General features: G+C 69.6%; 21 protein-coding genes and 1 tRNA gene. 17 read left to right on the top strand and 5 right to left on the bottom strand.

Translation table 11 applies throughout. The features are described from left to right. Positions 1-156 precede the first annotated feature (156 nt). The 5 genes from MPTA5024_RS10865 to MPTA5024_RS10850 all read left to right on the top strand — a co-directional run bounded on the left by MPTA5024_RS10865 (position 157) and on the right by MPTA5024_RS10850 (position 3,537). On the top strand, positions 157-1,071 hold the full coding sequence (locus MPTA5024_RS10865) for a DUF72 domain-containing protein (protein ID WP_036322173.1): 915 nt from the start codon (positions 157-159) through the stop codon (positions 1,069-1,071). A 116-nt stretch (positions 1,072-1,187) separates the two neighbouring features. Then, entirely contained in the window at positions 1,188-1,484 is a 297-nt protein-coding gene (locus MPTA5024_RS43365) for a WGR domain-containing protein (RefSeq protein ID WP_232326390.1), read from the top strand. After that, positions 1,427-2,398 (top strand): outer membrane protein assembly factor BamB family protein, encoded by a 972-nt coding sequence (locus tag MPTA5024_RS10860; protein WP_232326388.1) that lies wholly within the window; start codon positions 1,427-1,429, stop codon positions 2,396-2,398. Before MPTA5024_RS43365 ends, MPTA5024_RS10860 begins: the two co-directional genes overlap by 58 nt. Positions 2,399-2,656: 258 nt before the next feature. Next, positions 2,657-2,860: a cold-shock protein gene (locus MPTA5024_RS10855; protein ID WP_036322172.1), complete on the top strand. Its 204-nt coding sequence runs from the start codon at positions 2,657-2,659 to the stop codon at positions 2,858-2,860. Positions 2,861-3,030: 170 nt separating this feature from the next. Then, positions 3,031-3,537: a nuclear transport factor 2 family protein gene (locus MPTA5024_RS10850; protein WP_051457923.1), complete on the top strand. Its 507-nt coding sequence runs from the start codon at positions 3,031-3,033 to the stop codon at positions 3,535-3,537. Positions 3,538-3,712: 175 nt separating this feature from the next. Here the strand turns inward: MPTA5024_RS10850 and MPTA5024_RS42050 are convergent, their stop codons facing one another. After that, positions 3,713-4,411, bottom strand: a complete 699-nt coding sequence (locus MPTA5024_RS42050; RefSeq protein WP_051457922.1) for a sensor histidine kinase — start codon at positions 4,409-4,411, stop codon at positions 3,713-3,715. A 47-nt stretch (positions 4,412-4,458) separates the two neighbouring features. Between MPTA5024_RS42050 and MPTA5024_RS42045 the strand changes: the two genes are divergently transcribed. Next, positions 4,459-4,731 (top strand): hypothetical protein, encoded by a 273-nt coding sequence (locus MPTA5024_RS42045; protein ID WP_198167038.1) that lies wholly within the window; start codon positions 4,459-4,461, stop codon positions 4,729-4,731. A 79-nt stretch (positions 4,732-4,810) separates the two neighbouring features. On the opposite strand, the gene MPTA5024_RS10835 is transcribed toward MPTA5024_RS42045, so the two are convergent. Then, on the bottom strand, positions 4,811-5,467 hold the full coding sequence (locus MPTA5024_RS10835) for a response regulator transcription factor (RefSeq protein WP_036322171.1): 657 nt from the start codon (positions 5,465-5,467) through the stop codon (positions 4,811-4,813). Between the two features lie 88 nt (positions 5,468-5,555). Here MPTA5024_RS10835 and MPTA5024_RS42040 point away from each other — a divergent pair, with 88 nt between their 5' ends. From MPTA5024_RS42040 to MPTA5024_RS10805, 6 genes are all read left to right on the top strand, one after another. Next, a complete protein-coding gene (locus tag MPTA5024_RS42040) occupies positions 5,556-5,978 on the top strand; it encodes a hypothetical protein (protein WP_036322170.1) in 423 nt (140 codons plus the stop codon). Next, positions 5,975-6,961 (top strand): peptidoglycan-binding domain-containing protein, encoded by a 987-nt coding sequence (locus MPTA5024_RS10825; RefSeq protein ID WP_051457920.1) that lies wholly within the window; start codon positions 5,975-5,977, stop codon positions 6,959-6,961. The genes MPTA5024_RS42040 and MPTA5024_RS10825 overlap by 4 nt, the downstream gene beginning before the upstream one ends. Then, positions 6,958-7,614 carry an ABC transporter ATP-binding protein gene (locus MPTA5024_RS10820; RefSeq protein ID WP_036322169.1) on the top strand — a complete coding sequence of 219 codons (657 nt, stop codon included), beginning with the start codon at positions 6,958-6,960 and terminating at the stop codon, positions 7,612-7,614. The genes MPTA5024_RS10825 and MPTA5024_RS10820 overlap by 4 nt, the downstream gene beginning before the upstream one ends. Next, a complete protein-coding gene (locus MPTA5024_RS10815; protein ID WP_036322168.1) occupies positions 7,611-8,822 on the top strand; it encodes an ABC transporter permease in 1,212 nt (403 codons plus the stop codon). Before MPTA5024_RS10820 ends, MPTA5024_RS10815 begins: the two co-directional genes overlap by 4 nt. An 85-nt stretch (positions 8,823-8,907) precedes the next feature. Further along, positions 8,908-9,909, top strand: a complete 1,002-nt coding sequence (locus tag MPTA5024_RS10810; protein ID WP_232326381.1) for a phosphotransferase — start codon at positions 8,908-8,910, stop codon at positions 9,907-9,909. Positions 9,910-10,010: 101 nt separating this feature from the next. Then, the gene (locus MPTA5024_RS10805; protein ID WP_036322167.1) at positions 10,011-10,988 is read left to right on the top strand and encodes a zinc-binding alcohol dehydrogenase family protein; all 978 of its coding nucleotides are present in this window, start codon (positions 10,011-10,013) and stop codon (positions 10,986-10,988) included. A 494-nt stretch (positions 10,989-11,482) separates the two neighbouring features. Here MPTA5024_RS10805 and MPTA5024_RS40795 read toward each other — a convergent pair whose 3' ends face one another. Next, complete coding sequence (locus MPTA5024_RS40795; RefSeq protein WP_157099375.1) at positions 11,483-11,728, bottom strand: hypothetical protein; 246 nt, start codon at positions 11,726-11,728, stop codon at positions 11,483-11,485. Between the two features lie 110 nt (positions 11,729-11,838). After that, positions 11,839-11,915: transfer RNA gene (locus MPTA5024_RS10800), tRNA-Ile, on the bottom strand. An 89-nt stretch (positions 11,916-12,004) separates the two neighbouring features. Between MPTA5024_RS10800 and MPTA5024_RS10795 the strand changes: the two genes are divergently transcribed. Beyond that, a complete protein-coding gene (locus MPTA5024_RS10795) occupies positions 12,005-12,991 on the top strand; it encodes a tyrosine-type recombinase/integrase (protein ID WP_036322166.1) in 987 nt (328 codons plus the stop codon). Between the two features lie 313 nt (positions 12,992-13,304). Further along, positions 13,305-13,598 (top strand): hypothetical protein, encoded by a 294-nt coding sequence (locus tag MPTA5024_RS10790; RefSeq protein ID WP_198167036.1) that lies wholly within the window; start codon positions 13,305-13,307, stop codon positions 13,596-13,598. 14 nt (positions 13,599-13,612) lie between these two features. Here MPTA5024_RS10790 and MPTA5024_RS10785 read toward each other — a convergent pair whose 3' ends face one another. Continuing rightward, a complete protein-coding gene (locus tag MPTA5024_RS10785; protein ID WP_036322164.1) occupies positions 13,613-14,377 on the bottom strand; it encodes a hypothetical protein in 765 nt (254 codons plus the stop codon). Positions 14,378-14,521: 144 nt separating this feature from the next. Between MPTA5024_RS10785 and MPTA5024_RS10780 the strand changes: the two genes are divergently transcribed. From MPTA5024_RS10780 to MPTA5024_RS43360, 3 genes are all read left to right on the top strand, one after another. After that, positions 14,522-14,767 (top strand): helix-turn-helix domain-containing protein, encoded by a 246-nt coding sequence (locus MPTA5024_RS10780; protein ID WP_055725765.1) that lies wholly within the window; start codon positions 14,522-14,524, stop codon positions 14,765-14,767. Between the two features lie 128 nt (positions 14,768-14,895). Next, complete coding sequence (locus tag MPTA5024_RS40790) at positions 14,896-15,045, top strand: hypothetical protein (protein ID WP_157099373.1); 150 nt, start codon at positions 14,896-14,898, stop codon at positions 15,043-15,045. After that, entirely contained in the window at positions 15,042-15,815 is a 774-nt protein-coding gene (locus tag MPTA5024_RS43360; RefSeq protein WP_036322161.1) for a phage antirepressor, read from the top strand. The genes MPTA5024_RS40790 and MPTA5024_RS43360 overlap by 4 nt, the downstream gene beginning before the upstream one ends. The last annotated feature ends 77 nt before the right edge of the window (positions 15,816-15,892 follow it).

Raw genomic sequence — 15,892 nt, 5'->3', positions numbered from 1 at the left:
ACGCGCGCCGGGGCTCTGTGCGGGAAGAACCGCGGCGCTGCGGGAAGCGTGGTCGTGGCGGTCCGTGCCCCGGTTGTGCGGGGGAGGGCGTCGCGGCGTCCCGGTTCTGTGCGGAAAGCGCGCCCGCGGCGGCGCGGAGCGGCCTACGGTCGGGGCATGGGCAAGATCCTCGTCGGCACGGCCTCCTGGACCGACCGGTCGCTCCTCGCCTCCGGCTGGTATCCCCCCGGCGCCTCCACCCCCGAGGCGCGGCTCGGCTTCTACGCCGGCCGGTTCCCCCTGGTGGAGGTGGACGCCACCTACTACAACCCGCCCGCCCGGCGCACGGCCGAATTGTGGCGGGACCGCACGCCGAAGGACTTCACCTTCAACGTCAAGGCGTTCTCCCTGCTCACCCGGCATCCGACCCGTCCCTCGGCGTTGTACAAGGACCTGCGGGCCGGCCTCGGCGAGCCCGGGCGGTCCCTCTACGCGCGCGACCTCCCCGCGGAGGTCGTCGAGGAGGTGTGGCGTCGGTTCCTGGCCGCCCTGGAGCCGTTGCACGAGGCGGGGAAGCTCGGCGCGCTGCTGTTCCAGTTCCCGCAGTGGTTCCCGCCCGGCGAGGCGAGCCGCCGTTACATCCTCGAGTGCCGGGACCGCTGCCTGCCCATGCGCGTCTGCGTCGAGTTCCGCAACGCGGCGTGGATGGACGGGGCCGCGCGGGAGGACACGCTCGGCTTCCTCGCCGCCAACGACCTGCCGTACGTCGGGGTGGACATGCCGCAGGGGCACCCGTCGTCCGTCCCGCCGGTGCTGGCCGCCACCTCGGACCTCGCCGTCGTCCGGCTGCACGGCCACTCGCAGAAGTGGACGAGCCGGATCATCGAGGAGCGGTTCGGCTACCTGTACTCCGAGGAGGAGCTCCAGGACTGGGCCGGCCGCATCGCCGGCCTGTCCGCCCGGGCCGTCACCACGCACGTGCTGACCAACAACTGCTGCGCGGACAACTCCCAGCGCAACGCCGCCCGGCTGATGGACCTCCTGGAGGAGCGGGGCGCCGATGTCCTGAGACCGTCGCGCGACGACGTCTGAGCGTCCCGTCGGCGAGTGCGCCTCCCGGCGAGGATTCGCCGCCCGGAGATCGTCGCCGCCGTCCTCTAGTCTCCGGGTCAATTGATCAAGCGGACCTCATCTGGAGATGGCGGGACATGACCTACCTTGAGCTGTCCGAGGACGGCGGCGGAGCGCACAAGTTCTACGAGACGACCGTCTCAGGGACGCGGGTGACCATCTCGTACGGGCGCATCGGCGAGGCGGGTCAGACCAAGATCACCGACTTCCCCAGCGAGGAGAAGGCGCAGGCCGCGGCGGCAAGGAAGATCGGCGAGAAGCCCACTCCGGCACCGTCACCGGCCGCTTCCGGCTGCCCGACGGCGTCAAGTGCATCGTGGCCGACGACTTCTGGATCTACGCGGGGTGCGACGACGGCAAGGTGTACGACCTGAGCGGCAAGGTGCCGAGGCCGGCCTACGAGATCGCCGCCGACGTCGACATCTACTGGCTCGACATCCACGACGGCGTCCTCGGCGTCTCCGACCGCGCCGGGCGGATCACCACGATCGACTACGAGGACGAGTTCCAGTGGGCGCGTACGGGCCGGGGCGACTTCGCCTGGATGGTCCGGTGCGACGAGGACGCCGTCTACCACGGCCACTCCGGCGGCGTGGCCCGCTACGACGCCTCCGACGGCGCCCTCGTCTGGCACACCCCGTCCGCCGACCACGTGCTGTTCGGCTGGCAGGAGGACCACGCCGTCTACGCCGCGACCGCCCGCCGTGCCGTCCACCGGCTCGCCAAGGACGACGGCCGGGTCGAGGCCGTGTACGGCTGCGACGGGCCCGTCTACTCCTGCGCGACGTCGCCCGGCGGCCGCTACGTCTTCGCGGGCGACAGCCACTCCTCGGTGTACTGCTTCGCCGCGTCGGGGGAGCGGCTGTGGAAGCTCGGCACCGGCTGCGGGTCGGCCTTCTCCATGCAGTTCCTCGACGACCGCCTCTACATCGTGACCACCGACGGATCTCTGGCCTGCATCGACGCGAGCGAGCCGGCGATCGCCGCGGCGCGCGAGGGGACGGTGCCCGAGACCGTCGACGTCAAGGCCGCGGCGCCGCTGCCGGTGCTGGAGCCGTCGGTGGTGCTGGAGACCGTCACCCACGCCGGTGACGGCGTCGTGGTGGAGTGCGTACGCGAAGGAGACCGCCTGCGCGTCCGGGTGGCCAGCCCCGGGTACGAGGCGTGGAACGTGCAGTTCCCCAAGGACGTCCGCGAGGCCGGCGCCCGCTACCTGGTGGACGGCGTGCGCCCCTCGGGCCGCGGCGGCTTCTACCGCGCCTACGGGGAGATCCGGCGGCTCCGTTAGCGTTCCCCGGTGCACGCGAGCATGGCTTTGCCGGGGACGCGTACCGGGTTTCTCGTGACGATGGCGCGGGAACGTCGCGCGCCGTGTAGTGTCAGGGGTACAGGTTGTGTCGAAGTCCCGGTATGCGTTACAGCGCCCGCGGAGTTATGACAGCGGGCGTCACCGTAGGGAGCCGAGGCTTTTCCAAGGCGGTCGGTCGCAGCAGCCCGAGGACCACGCCCGTGGCACTCGAGATCGTCTCATCAAGGAGATAGCAGTATGGCTCAGGGAACCGTCAAGTGGTTCAACGCCGAGAAGGGCTTCGGCTTCATCGCCCCCGACGACGGCACCCCGGACGTCTTCGTCCACTACTCGGCCATCGACGCCGGCGGCTACCGCTCGCTGGAGGAGAACCAGCGGGTCGAGTACACCGCGGGTCAGGGCGCCAAGGGCCCGCAGGCCGAGAAGGTCCGCCCGCTCTAGAACGTGCTTGAGCCCGGATGACGGGCCCGCTGATCCGCGGGCCCGGCGTCCCACGGCATCCGGCCCCGGACTTCTCACGGAGTCCGGGGCCGTCGTGGTTCTCGTGCCCGAGTTGCAAAGCGTCGGATCCTGCCATTTGGGCATTCATCCGAAGTGGGGGGAACACGGAGATGCCCGACAGCAGCGAGCTCTACGACGAGTGGATCAATGCTCTCAACGAGCACGACGAGAACCGCCTGGCCGCCTGCTTCAGCCCCGACGGGGTCATGGTCACGCCGCAGTGCGTCGTGGAGGGGCGGGAGCAGATCGCCTGGTACTTCCAGCAGTTCTTCTCGGCGTTCGGGGATTTCGGCATCACCGTGACGCGGCGGTTCTCGTGCGAGGACGGGATCGTCGCGGAATGGCGGGTGACCGGGACGCACACCGGTCAACTGCTGCTCCCCGGCGGCACGGAGGTGTCCCGCAGCGACCGGCGGATCAGCGTGGACGGTGTGGCGGCCTACACGATGGAGGGGGGCCGCTTCGTGACCGGCCGCATCTACTACGACCAGATGCAGATCTACGGCGCCATCGGCTCCCGCGTCTCCCGCGTCTCCCAGGACCACCGCCTGCCGTACGGGGAAGGCGAGGCCCTCCGCGACGACCTGACCCGCCGCCGGGACACCCCTGGCTTCTGATCAGGTTTCCGGCGATCAATCGGGCATGAGCCTCGTAAGGGTCGATCCACAAAGGGCGACGTCTCCCTGCGTGTGGAGGAACCGGGTGTCGGGTGCGATCACCGCGAAGGGGCTGACCAGTTGAGTGCGGCGCCGCGAGGATCCAAGCGGATCTGAGGGATCGACAGGATCCGGGTCACGGCGCGCCGGCGCGCTCGGGGTGGAGCGTCGCGATCTCGTGATCCCGGGCGAGGCCGCAGCGGACGGTCAGCCCGCCGCCGGGGTTCGGGACGGCCGTCACGGTCATCGCGTGGGCCCTGGCGATCGAGGCGACGATGGACAGCCCCAGGCCGGAGCCGCCGGCGCTCGCCGTGCGGTCCGGGGCCAGGCGCCGGAAGGGCTCGAAAAGATCGGGGACGCGTTCCGCAGGGATCCGCGGGCCGGTGTTGGACACGACCAGCCCGCCCTCCGGCGTCACCCGCACGTCCACGCTTCCGCCGGGCACGTTGTGCCGGACCCCGTTGTCCACCAGGTTGGTCACCAACTGGGTGAGCAGGACGGGGTCCCCCATCACGGTGGTCGGCCGGGACCGCAGCGTGACCCCGGGGAAGCCGGCGACGACGTCGCCGACGACCCGGTCGAACCGCACGGCCTCGACCTCGTCGAGGCCGTGGTCGCCGCGTGCCAGCACCAGCAGTCCGTCGATCAGGTGCTCGGTCCGCCGGTTGGCCTCCAGCAGTTCCGCCCTGAATCGCTCGATCCGGTCGGGGGCCGGGTCGGCCAGGCCGATCTCGATGGCCGCCCGCTGGATGGCGAGCGGCGTCCGCAGCTCGTGCGAGGCGTTCGCGACGAACCTGCTCTGCGCGGCCACGGCGCGTTCGAGGCGGTCGAGCATGGCGTCGAAGGTGTCGGCCAGCTCTTTCAGCTCGTCCTTCGGCCCCCGTGAGCGCGATCCGTTCGTGCAGGTTGGTCAGCGACAACCGCTGTGCGGTCGCCGTGATCCGCCCCAGCGGCCGCAGTGTGCGCCCGGCCAGCCACCACCCGGCCCAGATCGAGACACCGATCAGCGCGATCCCCATCACCAGGGTGCCGATCGAGACGCCGGGGCCGGTGTCGGTGACCTGGCGCATGGCGACCTTGCCGCCCCCGGGTTCGGACCGGACGGCCCCCGTCTCGGTCCTCGATCCGTACAGGACGACGCCGTACTGGATGTAGACGCTGACGGCGCCCAGCACGGCCAGGGACGTGGCGGCGAACAGGACGCCGTAGAGCGCGGCCAGCCGGACCCTGAGCGTCATGGCAGGTGGTACCCCCGGCCGGCGACCGTCCCGATGACCGGGGGGTCGCCGAGCTTGGCGCGCAGCTTGCTCATCGTGACCCGGACGACCCCGCTGAACGGGTCGGTGTGCTCGTCCCAGGCCCGTTCCAGCAGTTCCTCCGCGCTCACGATCGCGCCGTCCGCCCGCATGAGAACCTCCAGCAGGGCGAACTCCTTGCGTGACAGCGCCAGATAGCGGCCGTCCCGGAACGCCTGCATGCGCGGCGCGTCGAGGACGATGTCTCCACGGGTCAGCAGCGGCGGGACGGGCGCCTGGCTGCGGCGTCCGAGCGCCTGGACACGTGCCACGAGCTCCGCGTAGTCGAACGGCTTGGGCAGGTAGTCGTCGGAACCGAGGCCGAGCCCGGCGACCCGATCGCGTACCGACGCCGCCGCCGTCAGCATCAGGATCCTCGTACGGGCGCCCGCCTGCGCGAGGTCGCGGCAGATGGCGTCGCCGGGCGTCCCGGGCAGGTCGCGGTCGAGCACGAGCACGTCGTAGTCGTTGACGCTCAGCCGTTCCGCCGCCGCCGTGCCGTCGTAGGCGACGTCGACCGCCATCGCGTACCTGCGCAGTCCCTCGGCGACCAGGTCCGCCAGAGTCTTCTCGTCTTCGGCCACCAGCACGCGCATGACCCAAGTAATACCCATACAGGGGTTGCCTGGGTGTTAAGGGGCGCGGAGACGGCCGGGAAACGTCTCCTCCGCGATCGTCTGCCGCATGAAGAGACTCGTTGTCGCCCTGGCGTTCCTGGTCGCGGGCTGCGGCGCCATCCCGGGCCTCGGCTCCGACGGCAGGAAGCACGACCAGCTCGTCAGGTACGCCCAGTGCCTCCGGCAGCAGGGAATCCAGGTGGCCGATCCTCCCCCCGGCGAGGACAGCTTCCACGTCGACGCCCGTGGTGTGCCCAAGGACAGGTTCGACGCGGCGATGAAGACCTGCAAGAAGTACGCCCCGCAGGAGGAGCCGCCGAGCGCGGAGGACCTCGACAGGATGCGGAAGACGGCCGCCTGCCTGCGCAGGAACGGCGTCGAGGCGTCCGATCCGACGGTGGCCGATCCGGGGATCAGAGTCGGCGCGCCCCCGCCCGGCAAGGATCTCGACGCGATCATGACCGCCTGCCGGAAGGAGGTGGGGGAGTGAGGCGGCTGCTCGCCGTGACCCTCGTGCTGACCGCCTGCACCCCCACGCAGGCGGCCACCCCGCCGTTCCCCACGACACCCGTCGTCCGTACGGACCTGGTCAGCAGGACCAGCGTGGACGGCACGCTGGGCTACGCCGGCCGTGAGACCGTGACGGGCGGCCCGGGGATCGTGACGTGGCTGCCTCCGGACGGCGGGGTCATCAGGCGTGGCCGGCGGGTGTACGCGGCCGACGGGCACGCCGTCCCGCTCATCTACGGGCGGACCCCGCTGTGGCGCACACTGTCGGTCGGCGCGCGGGGCCGGGATGTGCGGGTGGTCGAGCGGAACCTCGCCGCCCTGGGGTACCCCCTGGTCGTGGACGACCGGTTCACCTGGGCGACCGCGCAGGCGGTGAAGGCGTGGCAGCGCCGCCTCGGCCGCCCTCGGACCGGCACGCTCACCCCGTCGGACGTCGTCGTCCAACCCGGCCCGATCAGGGTCGCCTCACGTACCGGACGGCTCGGCGGCCCGGCCTCGGGCCCGCTGCTGACCGTCACCGGCCTGAAACGGCAGGTCGTCGCCGACATCCCCGTCGACCGGCAGCAACTCGCGGTCAGGGGCGGGAAGGTCACGATCACGCTCCCCGGCGGGAAGACCACGACCGGGCACGTCACCGCCATCGGGACCGTCGCGAAGGCGGCGACCACCGGCCAGCCCGGGCAGGGCACCGAGACCGCCACCATCGCCGTCACGATCACCCTCGACCATCCGGCGGCCGCCGGACGGCTCGTCGCGGCGCCTGTCACCGCCGGGTTCGCCGGCGCCGCTCACAAGCGGGTGCTCGCCGTACCGGTCGAGGCCCTGCTGGGGCAGGCGGACGGTACGTTCGCGGTCGAGGTGGCGGGAAGGCTCGTCCCGGTCGAGCTGGGACTGTTCGCCGGAGGGCTCGTCGAGGTCACCGGAGTGGCCGAGGGCACGCGAGTTCAGGTGCCCAGACCATGAGCGTGATCGAACTGGACCACGCGTCCAAGACGTACCCGGGAGGGGTGCGGGCCCTGCGGGACGCGACGCTGTCGATCGGCCCGGGGGAGCTGGTGGCCGTCTGCGGGCCGTCCGGGTCGGGCAAGTCGACCATGCTGCACCTCATGGGGACGCTCGACCGGCCGAGCGAGGGACACGTCAGGCTCCTCGGGCACGACATGGCCACCCTGTCCGACCGGCGGCTGTCGGCGGTCAGGGCGAACTGGATCGGGTTCGTCTTCCAGCAGTTCTTCCTCACCGCTCACCTGACGGCTCTGGAGAACGTGGCCACCAGGCTGCTCTACCTGGGCGTCCCCGCCCGCCGCCGCGTCACTGCCGCGCGTGAGGCGCTCGAACGCGTCGGGCTCGGCGACCGGCTCACCCACCGTCCCCACGAGCTGTCGGGCGGCGAACGCCAGCGGGTGGCCATCGCCCGCGCCCTGGTCGCCCGGCCGGTGGTGCTGTTCGCCGACGAACCCACCGGCAACCTGGACACGGCCACCGGCGCGGGCATCGTCGACATCCTGTGGAGACTGCACGAGGAGGGCACCACCGTCGTGGTCATCACCCACAACACCGACCTGGCCGAGGCGCTCCCGCGCCGCGTGGACGTCCTGGACGGGAGGCTCCTGTGATCCCGGTGACTCCCGTGATCCCCGCGCCCGCCCGGCTGAGCGCGTGGGACCTGGTCGCCGTCGGGCTGGCCGGTCTGCGGGCACGCCGGGGCCGGGCCGTCCTGTCGGCTCTCGGAGTGGCCATCGGGATCGCGTCGATGGTCGCCGTGATGGGCATCAGCGCGGTCAGCGGTGCCGGACTCCAGGAGCAACTCGCCCGTGTCGGGACGAACGTGCTGACCGTGGCGCCGGGACATTCGATCACAGGGGACCAGGCGTCGCTGCCGCTCGAGTCGGTCGCCCGCGTCTCCCACATCCCCGGTGTCGTCGGCGCCACCGCCATCGCGTACGTGAAAGGGGCGACCGCCCGCCGTACCAGGCTGATCGACCCGGCCGTCACGAACGGAGTGGGAGTCGCAGCCGTGCGGCTCGACCTCCTCGCGACGCTGAAGGGGACGGTCAGGTCGGGCACGTTCCTCAACACGGCCACCGCCCGCTACCCGGCCGTCGTCCTGGGCGCCTACGCCGCCGACCGGTTCGGCGTCGACCGGCCCGGACGGCAGATCTACGTCGCGGGCCGGTGGATGACGGTCGTCGGCATACTCGACTCGCTCGCACTCGCCCCCGACCTCGACAGCGCCGCGCTCGTCGGCTGGCCGTACGCGCGGGCGAACCTCGGCTTCGACGGCCATCCCACCGTCGTCTACGAACGGTCGGCCGACGACCGCGTCGGCGCGATCGCGAAGGTGCTGGCCGCGACGGCCGACCCCGAACATCCCGACCAGGTCGAGGTGAGCCGCCCGTCCGACGCGCTCACGGCGCAACTGGCCGCGCGCGCCGCGTTCAACGGCCTGTTCGTCGGGCTCGGCGCGGTGGCCCTCCTCGTCGGCGGGATCGGCATCGCCAACATCATGGTCATCTCGGTGCTGGAGCGCCGCCAGGAGATCGGCCTGCGCCGCTCCCTGGGGGCGACGCGAGGGCAGATCCGCCTGCAGTTCGTGGTCGAAGCGGTGGCCCTGGCCCTGTGCGGGGGCGTCGCCGGGACCATCGCCGGCCTCGCCGCGAGCCTGCTGTTCGCCTTCGGCCAGGGCTGGCCCTTCGCCATGCCGACCCAGGTCGTCGTCCTCGGGGTCACCGCGGCCGTGCTGGTCGGGGTCGTCTCCGGCATCTACCCCGCGCGACGCGCCGCCGCCCTCACCCCCACCGAAGCCCTGGCGGCGCTCACCTAGGACGCGTCGGTGGTCGTGCGGGCCCGCGATGGGACGCTTGATGCGATCTTGTGAGGCACAATACCGGCGTATGAGGGATAGACCGGTGGATCTGGCAGAGGCCGAACTGACGGCGGCACTGGCCGAGCACTGGGGGATCGAGCCGCACTCGGCCGAGTACCTTCCGGTGGGCGCGGGCAGCTACCACTGGTCGGTGGCAGACCGGCGTGGAGCGGCCTGGTTCGTCAAGGTGGACGACCTCGGCGCCGAGGACGCGGGACGTGATGACGCGTTCGACCGGCTCGATCGATCGTTCGGGGCCGCCCTGGCACTGCGCCGGGACGCGGGGCTCGACTTCGTCCTCGCGCCGATCCCGACCGCGACCGACGCCGCGGTCCGGCGGCTGACCTCGCGGTACGCCCTGTCGGTCTTTCCGATGGTGACGGGGGCAGCCGGGCACTTCGGCGCGCACCGGCCCGAGGACCTCGTCGAGGTGGTCGACGTGCTGGCCGAGCTGCACGGGGCGACCCCGATGGTGGCGGACATCGCGTCACGGGCCGACCTGGTGCTGCCCGGCCGGGACACGCTGGAGGAGGCGCTTCAGGACCTCGATCGGGAGTGGACCGGTGGGCCCTACGCCGAGCCGGCCAGGAAGCTGCTGTCCGGCCATGCCGGGCACGTCCAGCGATCGCTCGCCGACTTCGACCGGCGGGTCGACCAGGTACGCGACACCGCGGCGGCCTGGGTGGTCACGCACGGTGAACCGCACCCCGGAAACGTCATGCGCACCCCGGCCGGGCTGCGGCTCATCGACTGGGGCACCGTGCAGATCGCTCCACCGGAGCGGGACCTGTGGATGCTCACTCCCGCCCTCGCCCGCATGCTCGGCGAGGACCCCGTCGGCGACGCCGACGACGTACTCGACCGTTACTCCCGGGCCACCGGCCGGACCGTCTCACCGGCCGGCCTCGGTCTCTATCCTCTGTGGTGGCGGCTCGCCGACATCGCCATCTTCGTCGACGAGCTGCGCCGGCCGCACGGCACCGGTGAGGACATCGCCGCGTCGCTGACCTATCTCACCGGCTATCTCGAAACGAGCCGGGACTGACCTGCGGCACAGCCTCCCGGTCCTTCGGCGTACGGGGGACGACGGGGGCTTACCGTGGGAATCGGGGTGCCACGAGCGGGACGTGTCCACCGGGGGAAGGCATGCGCGCCATCGTCATTGAGAGGTTCGGCGGGCCGGAGTGCCTCGTCTACACCGAACTTCCGGAGCCTGAGCCGGTCGCCGGGCAGGTCGTCATCGCCATCAAGGCGTTCGGCGTCAACCACGCCGAAATGCACATGCGCCGCGGCGAGTGGGCCGAGGCCGCGAAGGTCAGCGGCATCGAGTGCGTCGGGCTCGTGAAAGCCTGCCCCGGCGGGGAATTCCCGATCGGCGCGAAGGTCGCGGCGCTGATGGGCGGCCTGGGACGCACCATCAACGGCAGCTACGCCGAGTACACCCGGGCGCCGGCGTCCAACGTGGCGCTCATCGAGTCCGGCCTGCCCTGGGAACGGCTCGCCACCATCCCGGAGACGTACGCCACCGCCTGGACCTGCCTGTTTCGCAGCCTGGAAATCGTCCCCGGCCAACTGCTGGTCATTCGCGGCGCGACCTCCTCCTTCGGTCAGGCCGCCCTCAACCTCGCCGTCGACGCCGGCGTACGGGTCATCGCCACCACCCGCAACCCCGATCGCTTCGCCCTGCTGGAGGAACTCGGCGCCGAACGCGCCGAACGGGAGGTGCCGGACCTGTCACGGCGGATCGCCGAGAGCAAGCGGATCGACGCGGTGCTCGACCTGGTGGGCAACAGCACCATCCTCGACTCCCTGGCCATGCTGCGCCGGGGCGGCCGTGCCTGCCTGGCCGGTTGGCTGGGCGGCCTCGACCCGATCGCCGACTTCAACCCGCTGCTGCAGATGGCCAGCGGGGTCTACCTGACCTTCTTCGGCAGCTTCGTCTTCGGCACTCCCGGCTTCCCGTTGTCCGACGTACCCCTACAGAAGATCGCCGAGCAGGTGGCGGCCGGCCGACTCAGGGCCGGACCATCCCGTGTGTTCCGCTTCGACGAGATTCGCGAGGCCCACCGCGTCATGGAGGCCAACGAGGCCAAGGGCAAGATGGTGGTCGTCGTCGACGCCTGAGCCGGCGAGTGCATGCGAGGCGGAGTGTTCCGCGAAGTCCGTGTCGACATGATCAACCGCCCGGGCACTCGTTGTCGCCCCCGCTGTGTTCGACGCAGTAATAGGACGACGGCGTCCATATGGGGGCGTGTCTTGTACTGTTCCGCTGGCCGATCGGGATAACGACGAATACGAGAGCGACAACCGTGAGGACGGCTGCCACGGTGGCATAGAGCGCGGCAGCCGCTTTCCACCGCCCGGCGAACTGCCTGTGCGCCGGGCTGCTGTAAACCCTACATACGCGGCACGTACAGACCGCCCTCCCGACGACCCCGTCTACCGTCGACCCGCACGAAGGGGAAGCTGGCCTTGGTCTGCTCGGCTTGTCCCGGCGTTGATGGCGTGGGGATGATCAGGCCCCTACCTCAAACAGGTAGGGACAGCCACTACGCGCGGCCTTGGTGATCACCCCGAAGCCGGGGTCCCCTGCCAGAGGTTGCTCTTGGGCAGCTTGGCTACTGCGGGCGGTGCCAGGGGTGCTCCTTGTACCGGAGGACATCGATCAGGTGTCGGCTGTATCCGCTCGCTTGTACCACTTCATCGATCTTCTCGGTCCGTGCGTGGTGCGGTAAGAGCTGCTGCACGAGGCTTGCTATCTGTGCGCGGATCTCTCGCAGTTCAAGCGCCATACGACGTTCTTCTTCGCCGAGCCTTTGTAGTTCGACATAGCGACCGTCTTGAGGCGGCTTGATCTCGGCCATGCGCCAACTGTAGATGGTGCCCTTGTTGCAGTCCTATGGACGTGATCAGCTCGCAGCAAGCTTGATCATCCGCGAAACCGCAGGTGAGACCGCTGATCGCTGGTCGTACGTGGTAGGGCGGGTGGGACTTGAACCCACGACCCACGGATTATGAGTCCGATGCTCTGACCGGCTGAGCTACCGCCCCTAGAAACTGCTTATCTGCCTGCGGGTTTACCAAGACTGAAGGACCGTACCATAGGCGCACACAAAGACAACAGCGTAGGATTCGCCAGCATGACCCCTCGCTCCAAGGATAGATCACCGGGGCTCGCTGACCTGCTCGATTCGTGGACTCTCGCGCTGGAATCCGCAAACCGGTCGCCCGGAACCATCCAGTCGTACATGGCCACCTGCCGCCTGTTCCTGCGCTTCACCACCCACCACGGTCTCCCCGCCACCGTCGAAGGGGTCGACCCCGAAACCATCCGCGCCTTCCTCCTCGCCGCCCGCCAAGGGTGCTGGCTCGACGCGGAGCAGCAGACGGCCTGCCCGTGCGGCATCGCCCCGACCAGTCCAGGCAACGCCCACAAGCACTACCGCAACCTCCGCGCCTACCTCGGCTGGCTCATCCGCGACGGCGAACGAACCGGCCCACACCCCATGATGAACGTGACCGAGCCGAAGGTCCCCGACCAACCGCCGGACGTGTTCACCGACGACGAGCTGGCGAAGCTGCTCAAGGAAGCGTCCGGGCCCTCCTTCGAGGACCGGAGGGACACCGCCATCATGCGGATCCTGATGGACACCGGGATGCGCGCGTCCAGCCTCTCCGGCCTGCGCTACAGCACCGACCAGGAAGAGTCCGACGTCATGCTCGCGAAGAAGCTGCTGCGGATCCGACAGAAGGGCGGCAACGTCATCTTCGTCCCGATCGGCAAGAAGGCCGCCCGAGACCTCGACCGGTACATCCGTATCCGAGCTCGGCATCCCCTTGCCGAGGAGCCGGCGCTGTGGTTGGGCAAGAAGGGCCGCCTCACGCAGTCCGGGGTCAGGCAGATGCTGGAGCGGCGGGGCAAGCGGGCCGGGGTGTCGAATGTGCATCCGCACCGGTTCCGCCACACCTTCGCGGATGACTGGCTGGACGCCGGCGGCAACGCGCACGATCTCATGAGGATCGCCGGCTGGTCGTCGCTGCAGATGGTCGGACGGTACGGGAGGGCCGCGGCGGATAGGCGGGCATGGGCGGCGCACGCGAAGCTGTCGCCGGGGGACCGCATCTAGAAACCGTTGATCATAGCGTCCGCGATCATCGCGTGAGCTATCTTCCAAGCTATGGTCGTGTAGCCTCGGCAGGTGTGCCATTTCCGGCATACCGGGCATATCGCGGAGTCGTGACCGCTATTGGCTACGCGCTGTGAGAGCGTGTCTGCGGCGTGGTGATAAACGTGCTTTGTTGATACGCAGTAGTAGGTATCTCCCTATTCCCGCACAGGTCCATGTCACCTAGAGTTAGCGGACTGCGCCTCGCCCTGGGAAAACGGTCGCGGTACGGCGGCACTAAAGACAGTGCAGCCACGGGAGGGACAAGCACTACATGGAACGTTACATGCGCCGGTCAGTGACGACTGGAACAGTGCTGCTGTGGGGAGCCGCACTCGTAGCCGCCACCTACGAGTTCGGCATCCGCTTCTACCTGCTGATCTGGCTCGCCACTGGCCTGTCGTCCCTGTGGACGTTGGCTGCTTGGGCCATGAAGGCAGACCACAGCGTGCTCGCCCAGGCTCGCCTCCGCATCGCGGAGGCACGTCTTAACGGCGCGCTCCATGAAGAGGCGGAAATGCGCGCGATGGAACTGCGCGCCCAGCGGCACCTCAACAGCGTCGTCTGAAGGAGTCGTTAGGTTTACACGTCCCCAGAACGTTTCTCAATCGCATCTTTCCGCGCCTGCGCTGCGAGGGCCTCAATCTCCTGGCGCTGGCGACGAGTGAGAAATGGTGATGACGCTATTTGGTTCATGGCGTTGTCGAACTCGGCGAGCGCCTCGCTCTCGGGCTCCGGCTCGGGGGCGGGGCGCTCTTCCACTTTCAGGTCGTCCTCGGACACAAGGCCGGCGTGGAGGAGTAGCTCGGCGAGGGAGTACCTCCAGTGCCCCGCTAGCTGCCGCAGGGCGGTCAGGGTTTCCAGGAGGGCAGGCACAGTCATCCCGCGGCGCTCGGCCTCGCTCGCGAACCACCTCGGCACGTGCTGCACCGTGATGGTGTCGGTCGCTGTCGCGGCGTCTTCGGCGTGCACGGAGACGGTTTGCCCCGCAGCCATTGCCACGCGGCCGGCGCCCCCGGTGACCTGTGCGACCACCCCGGGGTCGCCGCCTTCGAGGATCCGCTGTATGGATCCCGCCGTCCACTGGTAGGCCGCTTCGACGGCCCGCAGGGTGGTGTCTCTGTAGCTGTGCCGTCTGGCGTTCTCCAGGTCGGAGATGAGCCGCTCGTTCAGGCCGGTGTCGGCGGCGAACTTGAGGCGGTTCTTGTAGCGGGGGTTGAGCTGGACACGGCGGTCCACCAGCAGGGAGGCGACGCGCTCCCAGCCGTCTCGCGGGTGGATCAACGTCTCCTCCATGGGGAAGCCCCGACTAGGAGAGGGATGGAGAAACTGGACTGCGCTAACCATACACGCCTCCTGTGGTGTGACCTGGACCGAAGCTAGGGGATCTTATCTCCTAGGTTCTCTTTCAGGAGTCCTTGACTCCTGTAATCTCAGGAGAATAGTGGAGATCTCTTGACGGTGGGCTGGAGTTTCTCCTAGGTTCTCCATATGCCTCCGATACCGACTGTCCGCGCCAACGGACATGCGATCCGGGCCTTCTGCGACATGGGCGATCTGACCATCGCCGACCTCGCGCGGCGCGCTGGGGTTGCAGGCTCGGCAGTCCACTACTACGTCCACGGGGTGAAGCAGCCCACGCGGCGGACCCTCAACAAGATCGCGCAGGCCCTCGGTGTACCCGCACAGGCCATCTGCATGGACGACCTCTCTCAGGAGATCAGGAGGTCGGCATGACGGCGACCCCGGGTGATCGTCGCACGATCGCCAGGATTGCGGCTAACACCAGATGGTCACAGGAGACTAACCGTGCGGGGGCTACCGCTAAGGCCCGCAACAACAGCCCCGCATCCCTGGACTACTGGATGCGCAAGGTCGACCCCGAGTCGAACCTGCCGTACTCCGAGCGGCTGAAGTGCGCGAACAACGCCAAGACCGCCTACTACGAGGCGCTGGCCCGCAAGGCGCGTAAGGCCAAGGCCGCCAAGAAGGCCGCCGCGGAGCGCGCGGCATGACCGAGCTCCAGCGCTTCGAGTTCCCCGGCACCGGTCAGCCGGTCCGCACCGTCCTGATCGACGGCGAGCCGTGGTTCGTCGGCCGCGACGCCTGCGAGATCCTCGGCATCGCCGACGCCCGAGCATCCCTCAACCTGCTCGATGAGGATGAGCGGGACAGTATCCCGGTCACCGACTCCATGGGCCGTCAGCAGATGACGATCGTCATCAACGAGCCCGGCCTCTACTCGCTGATCCTCCGTAGCCGCAAGCCGGAGGCGAAGGCGTTCAAGCGGTGGGTCACCCACGACGTCCTGCCGGCGATCCGGAAGACCGGGTCGTACTCGGCGGGCCCGCAGTTCGAGATCCCCCGCACCTACGCCGACGCGTTGGAGCTCGCCGCCCGGCAGGCCCGCGCGATCGACGCCGCGAACCAGCGGATGGCCGAGCTGGAGCCGGCCGCGCACGCCTGGGACGTCCTCGCGTCCGCGCACGGCGACTACTCGGTGCGTGAGGCCGCGTTCATCCTCAACCGGGACCCGGCCATCTCGACGGGCCAGAACCGCCTGTTCGGGACACTGCGCGACCTGCGGATGATCGACGCCGGGAACACCCCGTACGCGACGCACCAGCGGCACGTGACCCTGCGGTCGCGGCACTACGACCACCCGCGCACGGGGGAGCCGCAGCTTACCCAGCAGGTGCGGATCACGGTGGACGGGCTGCGCTACCTGCACAAGCAGCTCGGCGGTACGGCCCCGTTCACGTCGCTGATCGGAGAGGTCGCATGACCGCCGACCAGTTCTACGCCAGCCGAGGGTTCCTGGTCCGCCTTGTGGATCTCGCCCTGGATGCCGCTGACGCCGAG

The organism is Microbispora sp. ATCC PTA-5024 (genome assembly GCF_000511135.2).
GTDB classification, from domain to species: Bacteria; Actinomycetota; Actinomycetes; order Streptosporangiales; family Streptosporangiaceae; genus Microbispora; species Microbispora corallina.
The sequence above is the reverse complement of the archived record's forward strand: the minus strand, read 5'-3'. Positions and strand labels throughout refer to the sequence as shown.

Excerpts from the sequence above, each read along its gene's own strand:
- MPTA5024_RS40790 (WP_157099373.1), top strand. The coding sequence starts at position 14,896 with ATGCGCAAGGTCGACCCCGAGTCGAACCTGCCGTACTCCGAGCGGCTG.
- MPTA5024_RS10805 (WP_036322167.1), top strand. The coding sequence starts at position 10,011 with ATGCGCGCCATCGTCATTGAGAGGTTCGGCGGGCCGGAGTGCCTCGTC.
- MPTA5024_RS10795 (WP_036322166.1), top strand. The coding sequence starts at position 12,005 with ATGACCCCTCGCTCCAAGGATAGATCACCGGGGCTCGCTGACCTGCTC.
- MPTA5024_RS10865 (WP_036322173.1), top strand. The coding sequence starts at position 157 with ATGGGCAAGATCCTCGTCGGCACGGCCTCCTGGACCGACCGGTCGCTC.
- MPTA5024_RS10790 (WP_198167036.1), top strand. The coding sequence starts at position 13,305 with ATGGAACGTTACATGCGCCGGTCAGTGACGACTGGAACAGTGCTGCTG.
- MPTA5024_RS10835 (WP_036322171.1), bottom strand. The coding sequence starts at position 5,467 with ATGCGCGTGCTGGTGGCCGAAGACGAGAAGACTCTGGCGGACCTGGTC.
- MPTA5024_RS10850 (WP_051457923.1), top strand. The coding sequence starts at position 3,031 with ATGCCCGACAGCAGCGAGCTCTACGACGAGTGGATCAATGCTCTCAAC.
- MPTA5024_RS10820 (WP_036322169.1), top strand. The coding sequence starts at position 6,958 with ATGAGCGTGATCGAACTGGACCACGCGTCCAAGACGTACCCGGGAGGG.
- MPTA5024_RS42040 (WP_036322170.1), top strand. The coding sequence starts at position 5,556 with ATGAAGAGACTCGTTGTCGCCCTGGCGTTCCTGGTCGCGGGCTGCGGC.
- MPTA5024_RS43365 (WP_232326390.1), top strand. The coding sequence starts at position 1,188 with ATGACCTACCTTGAGCTGTCCGAGGACGGCGGCGGAGCGCACAAGTTC.
- MPTA5024_RS42050 (WP_051457922.1), bottom strand. The coding sequence starts at position 4,411 with ATGCTCGACCGCCTCGAACGCGCCGTGGCCGCGCAGAGCAGGTTCGTC.
- MPTA5024_RS43360 (WP_036322161.1), top strand. The coding sequence starts at position 15,042 with ATGACCGAGCTCCAGCGCTTCGAGTTCCCCGGCACCGGTCAGCCGGTC.
- MPTA5024_RS10780 (WP_055725765.1), top strand. The coding sequence starts at position 14,522 with ATGCCTCCGATACCGACTGTCCGCGCCAACGGACATGCGATCCGGGCC.
- MPTA5024_RS40795 (WP_157099375.1), bottom strand. The coding sequence starts at position 11,728 with ATGGCCGAGATCAAGCCGCCTCAAGACGGTCGCTATGTCGAACTACAA.
- MPTA5024_RS10785 (WP_036322164.1), bottom strand. The coding sequence starts at position 14,377 with ATGGTTAGCGCAGTCCAGTTTCTCCATCCCTCTCCTAGTCGGGGCTTC.
- MPTA5024_RS10855 (WP_036322172.1), top strand. The coding sequence starts at position 2,657 with ATGGCTCAGGGAACCGTCAAGTGGTTCAACGCCGAGAAGGGCTTCGGC.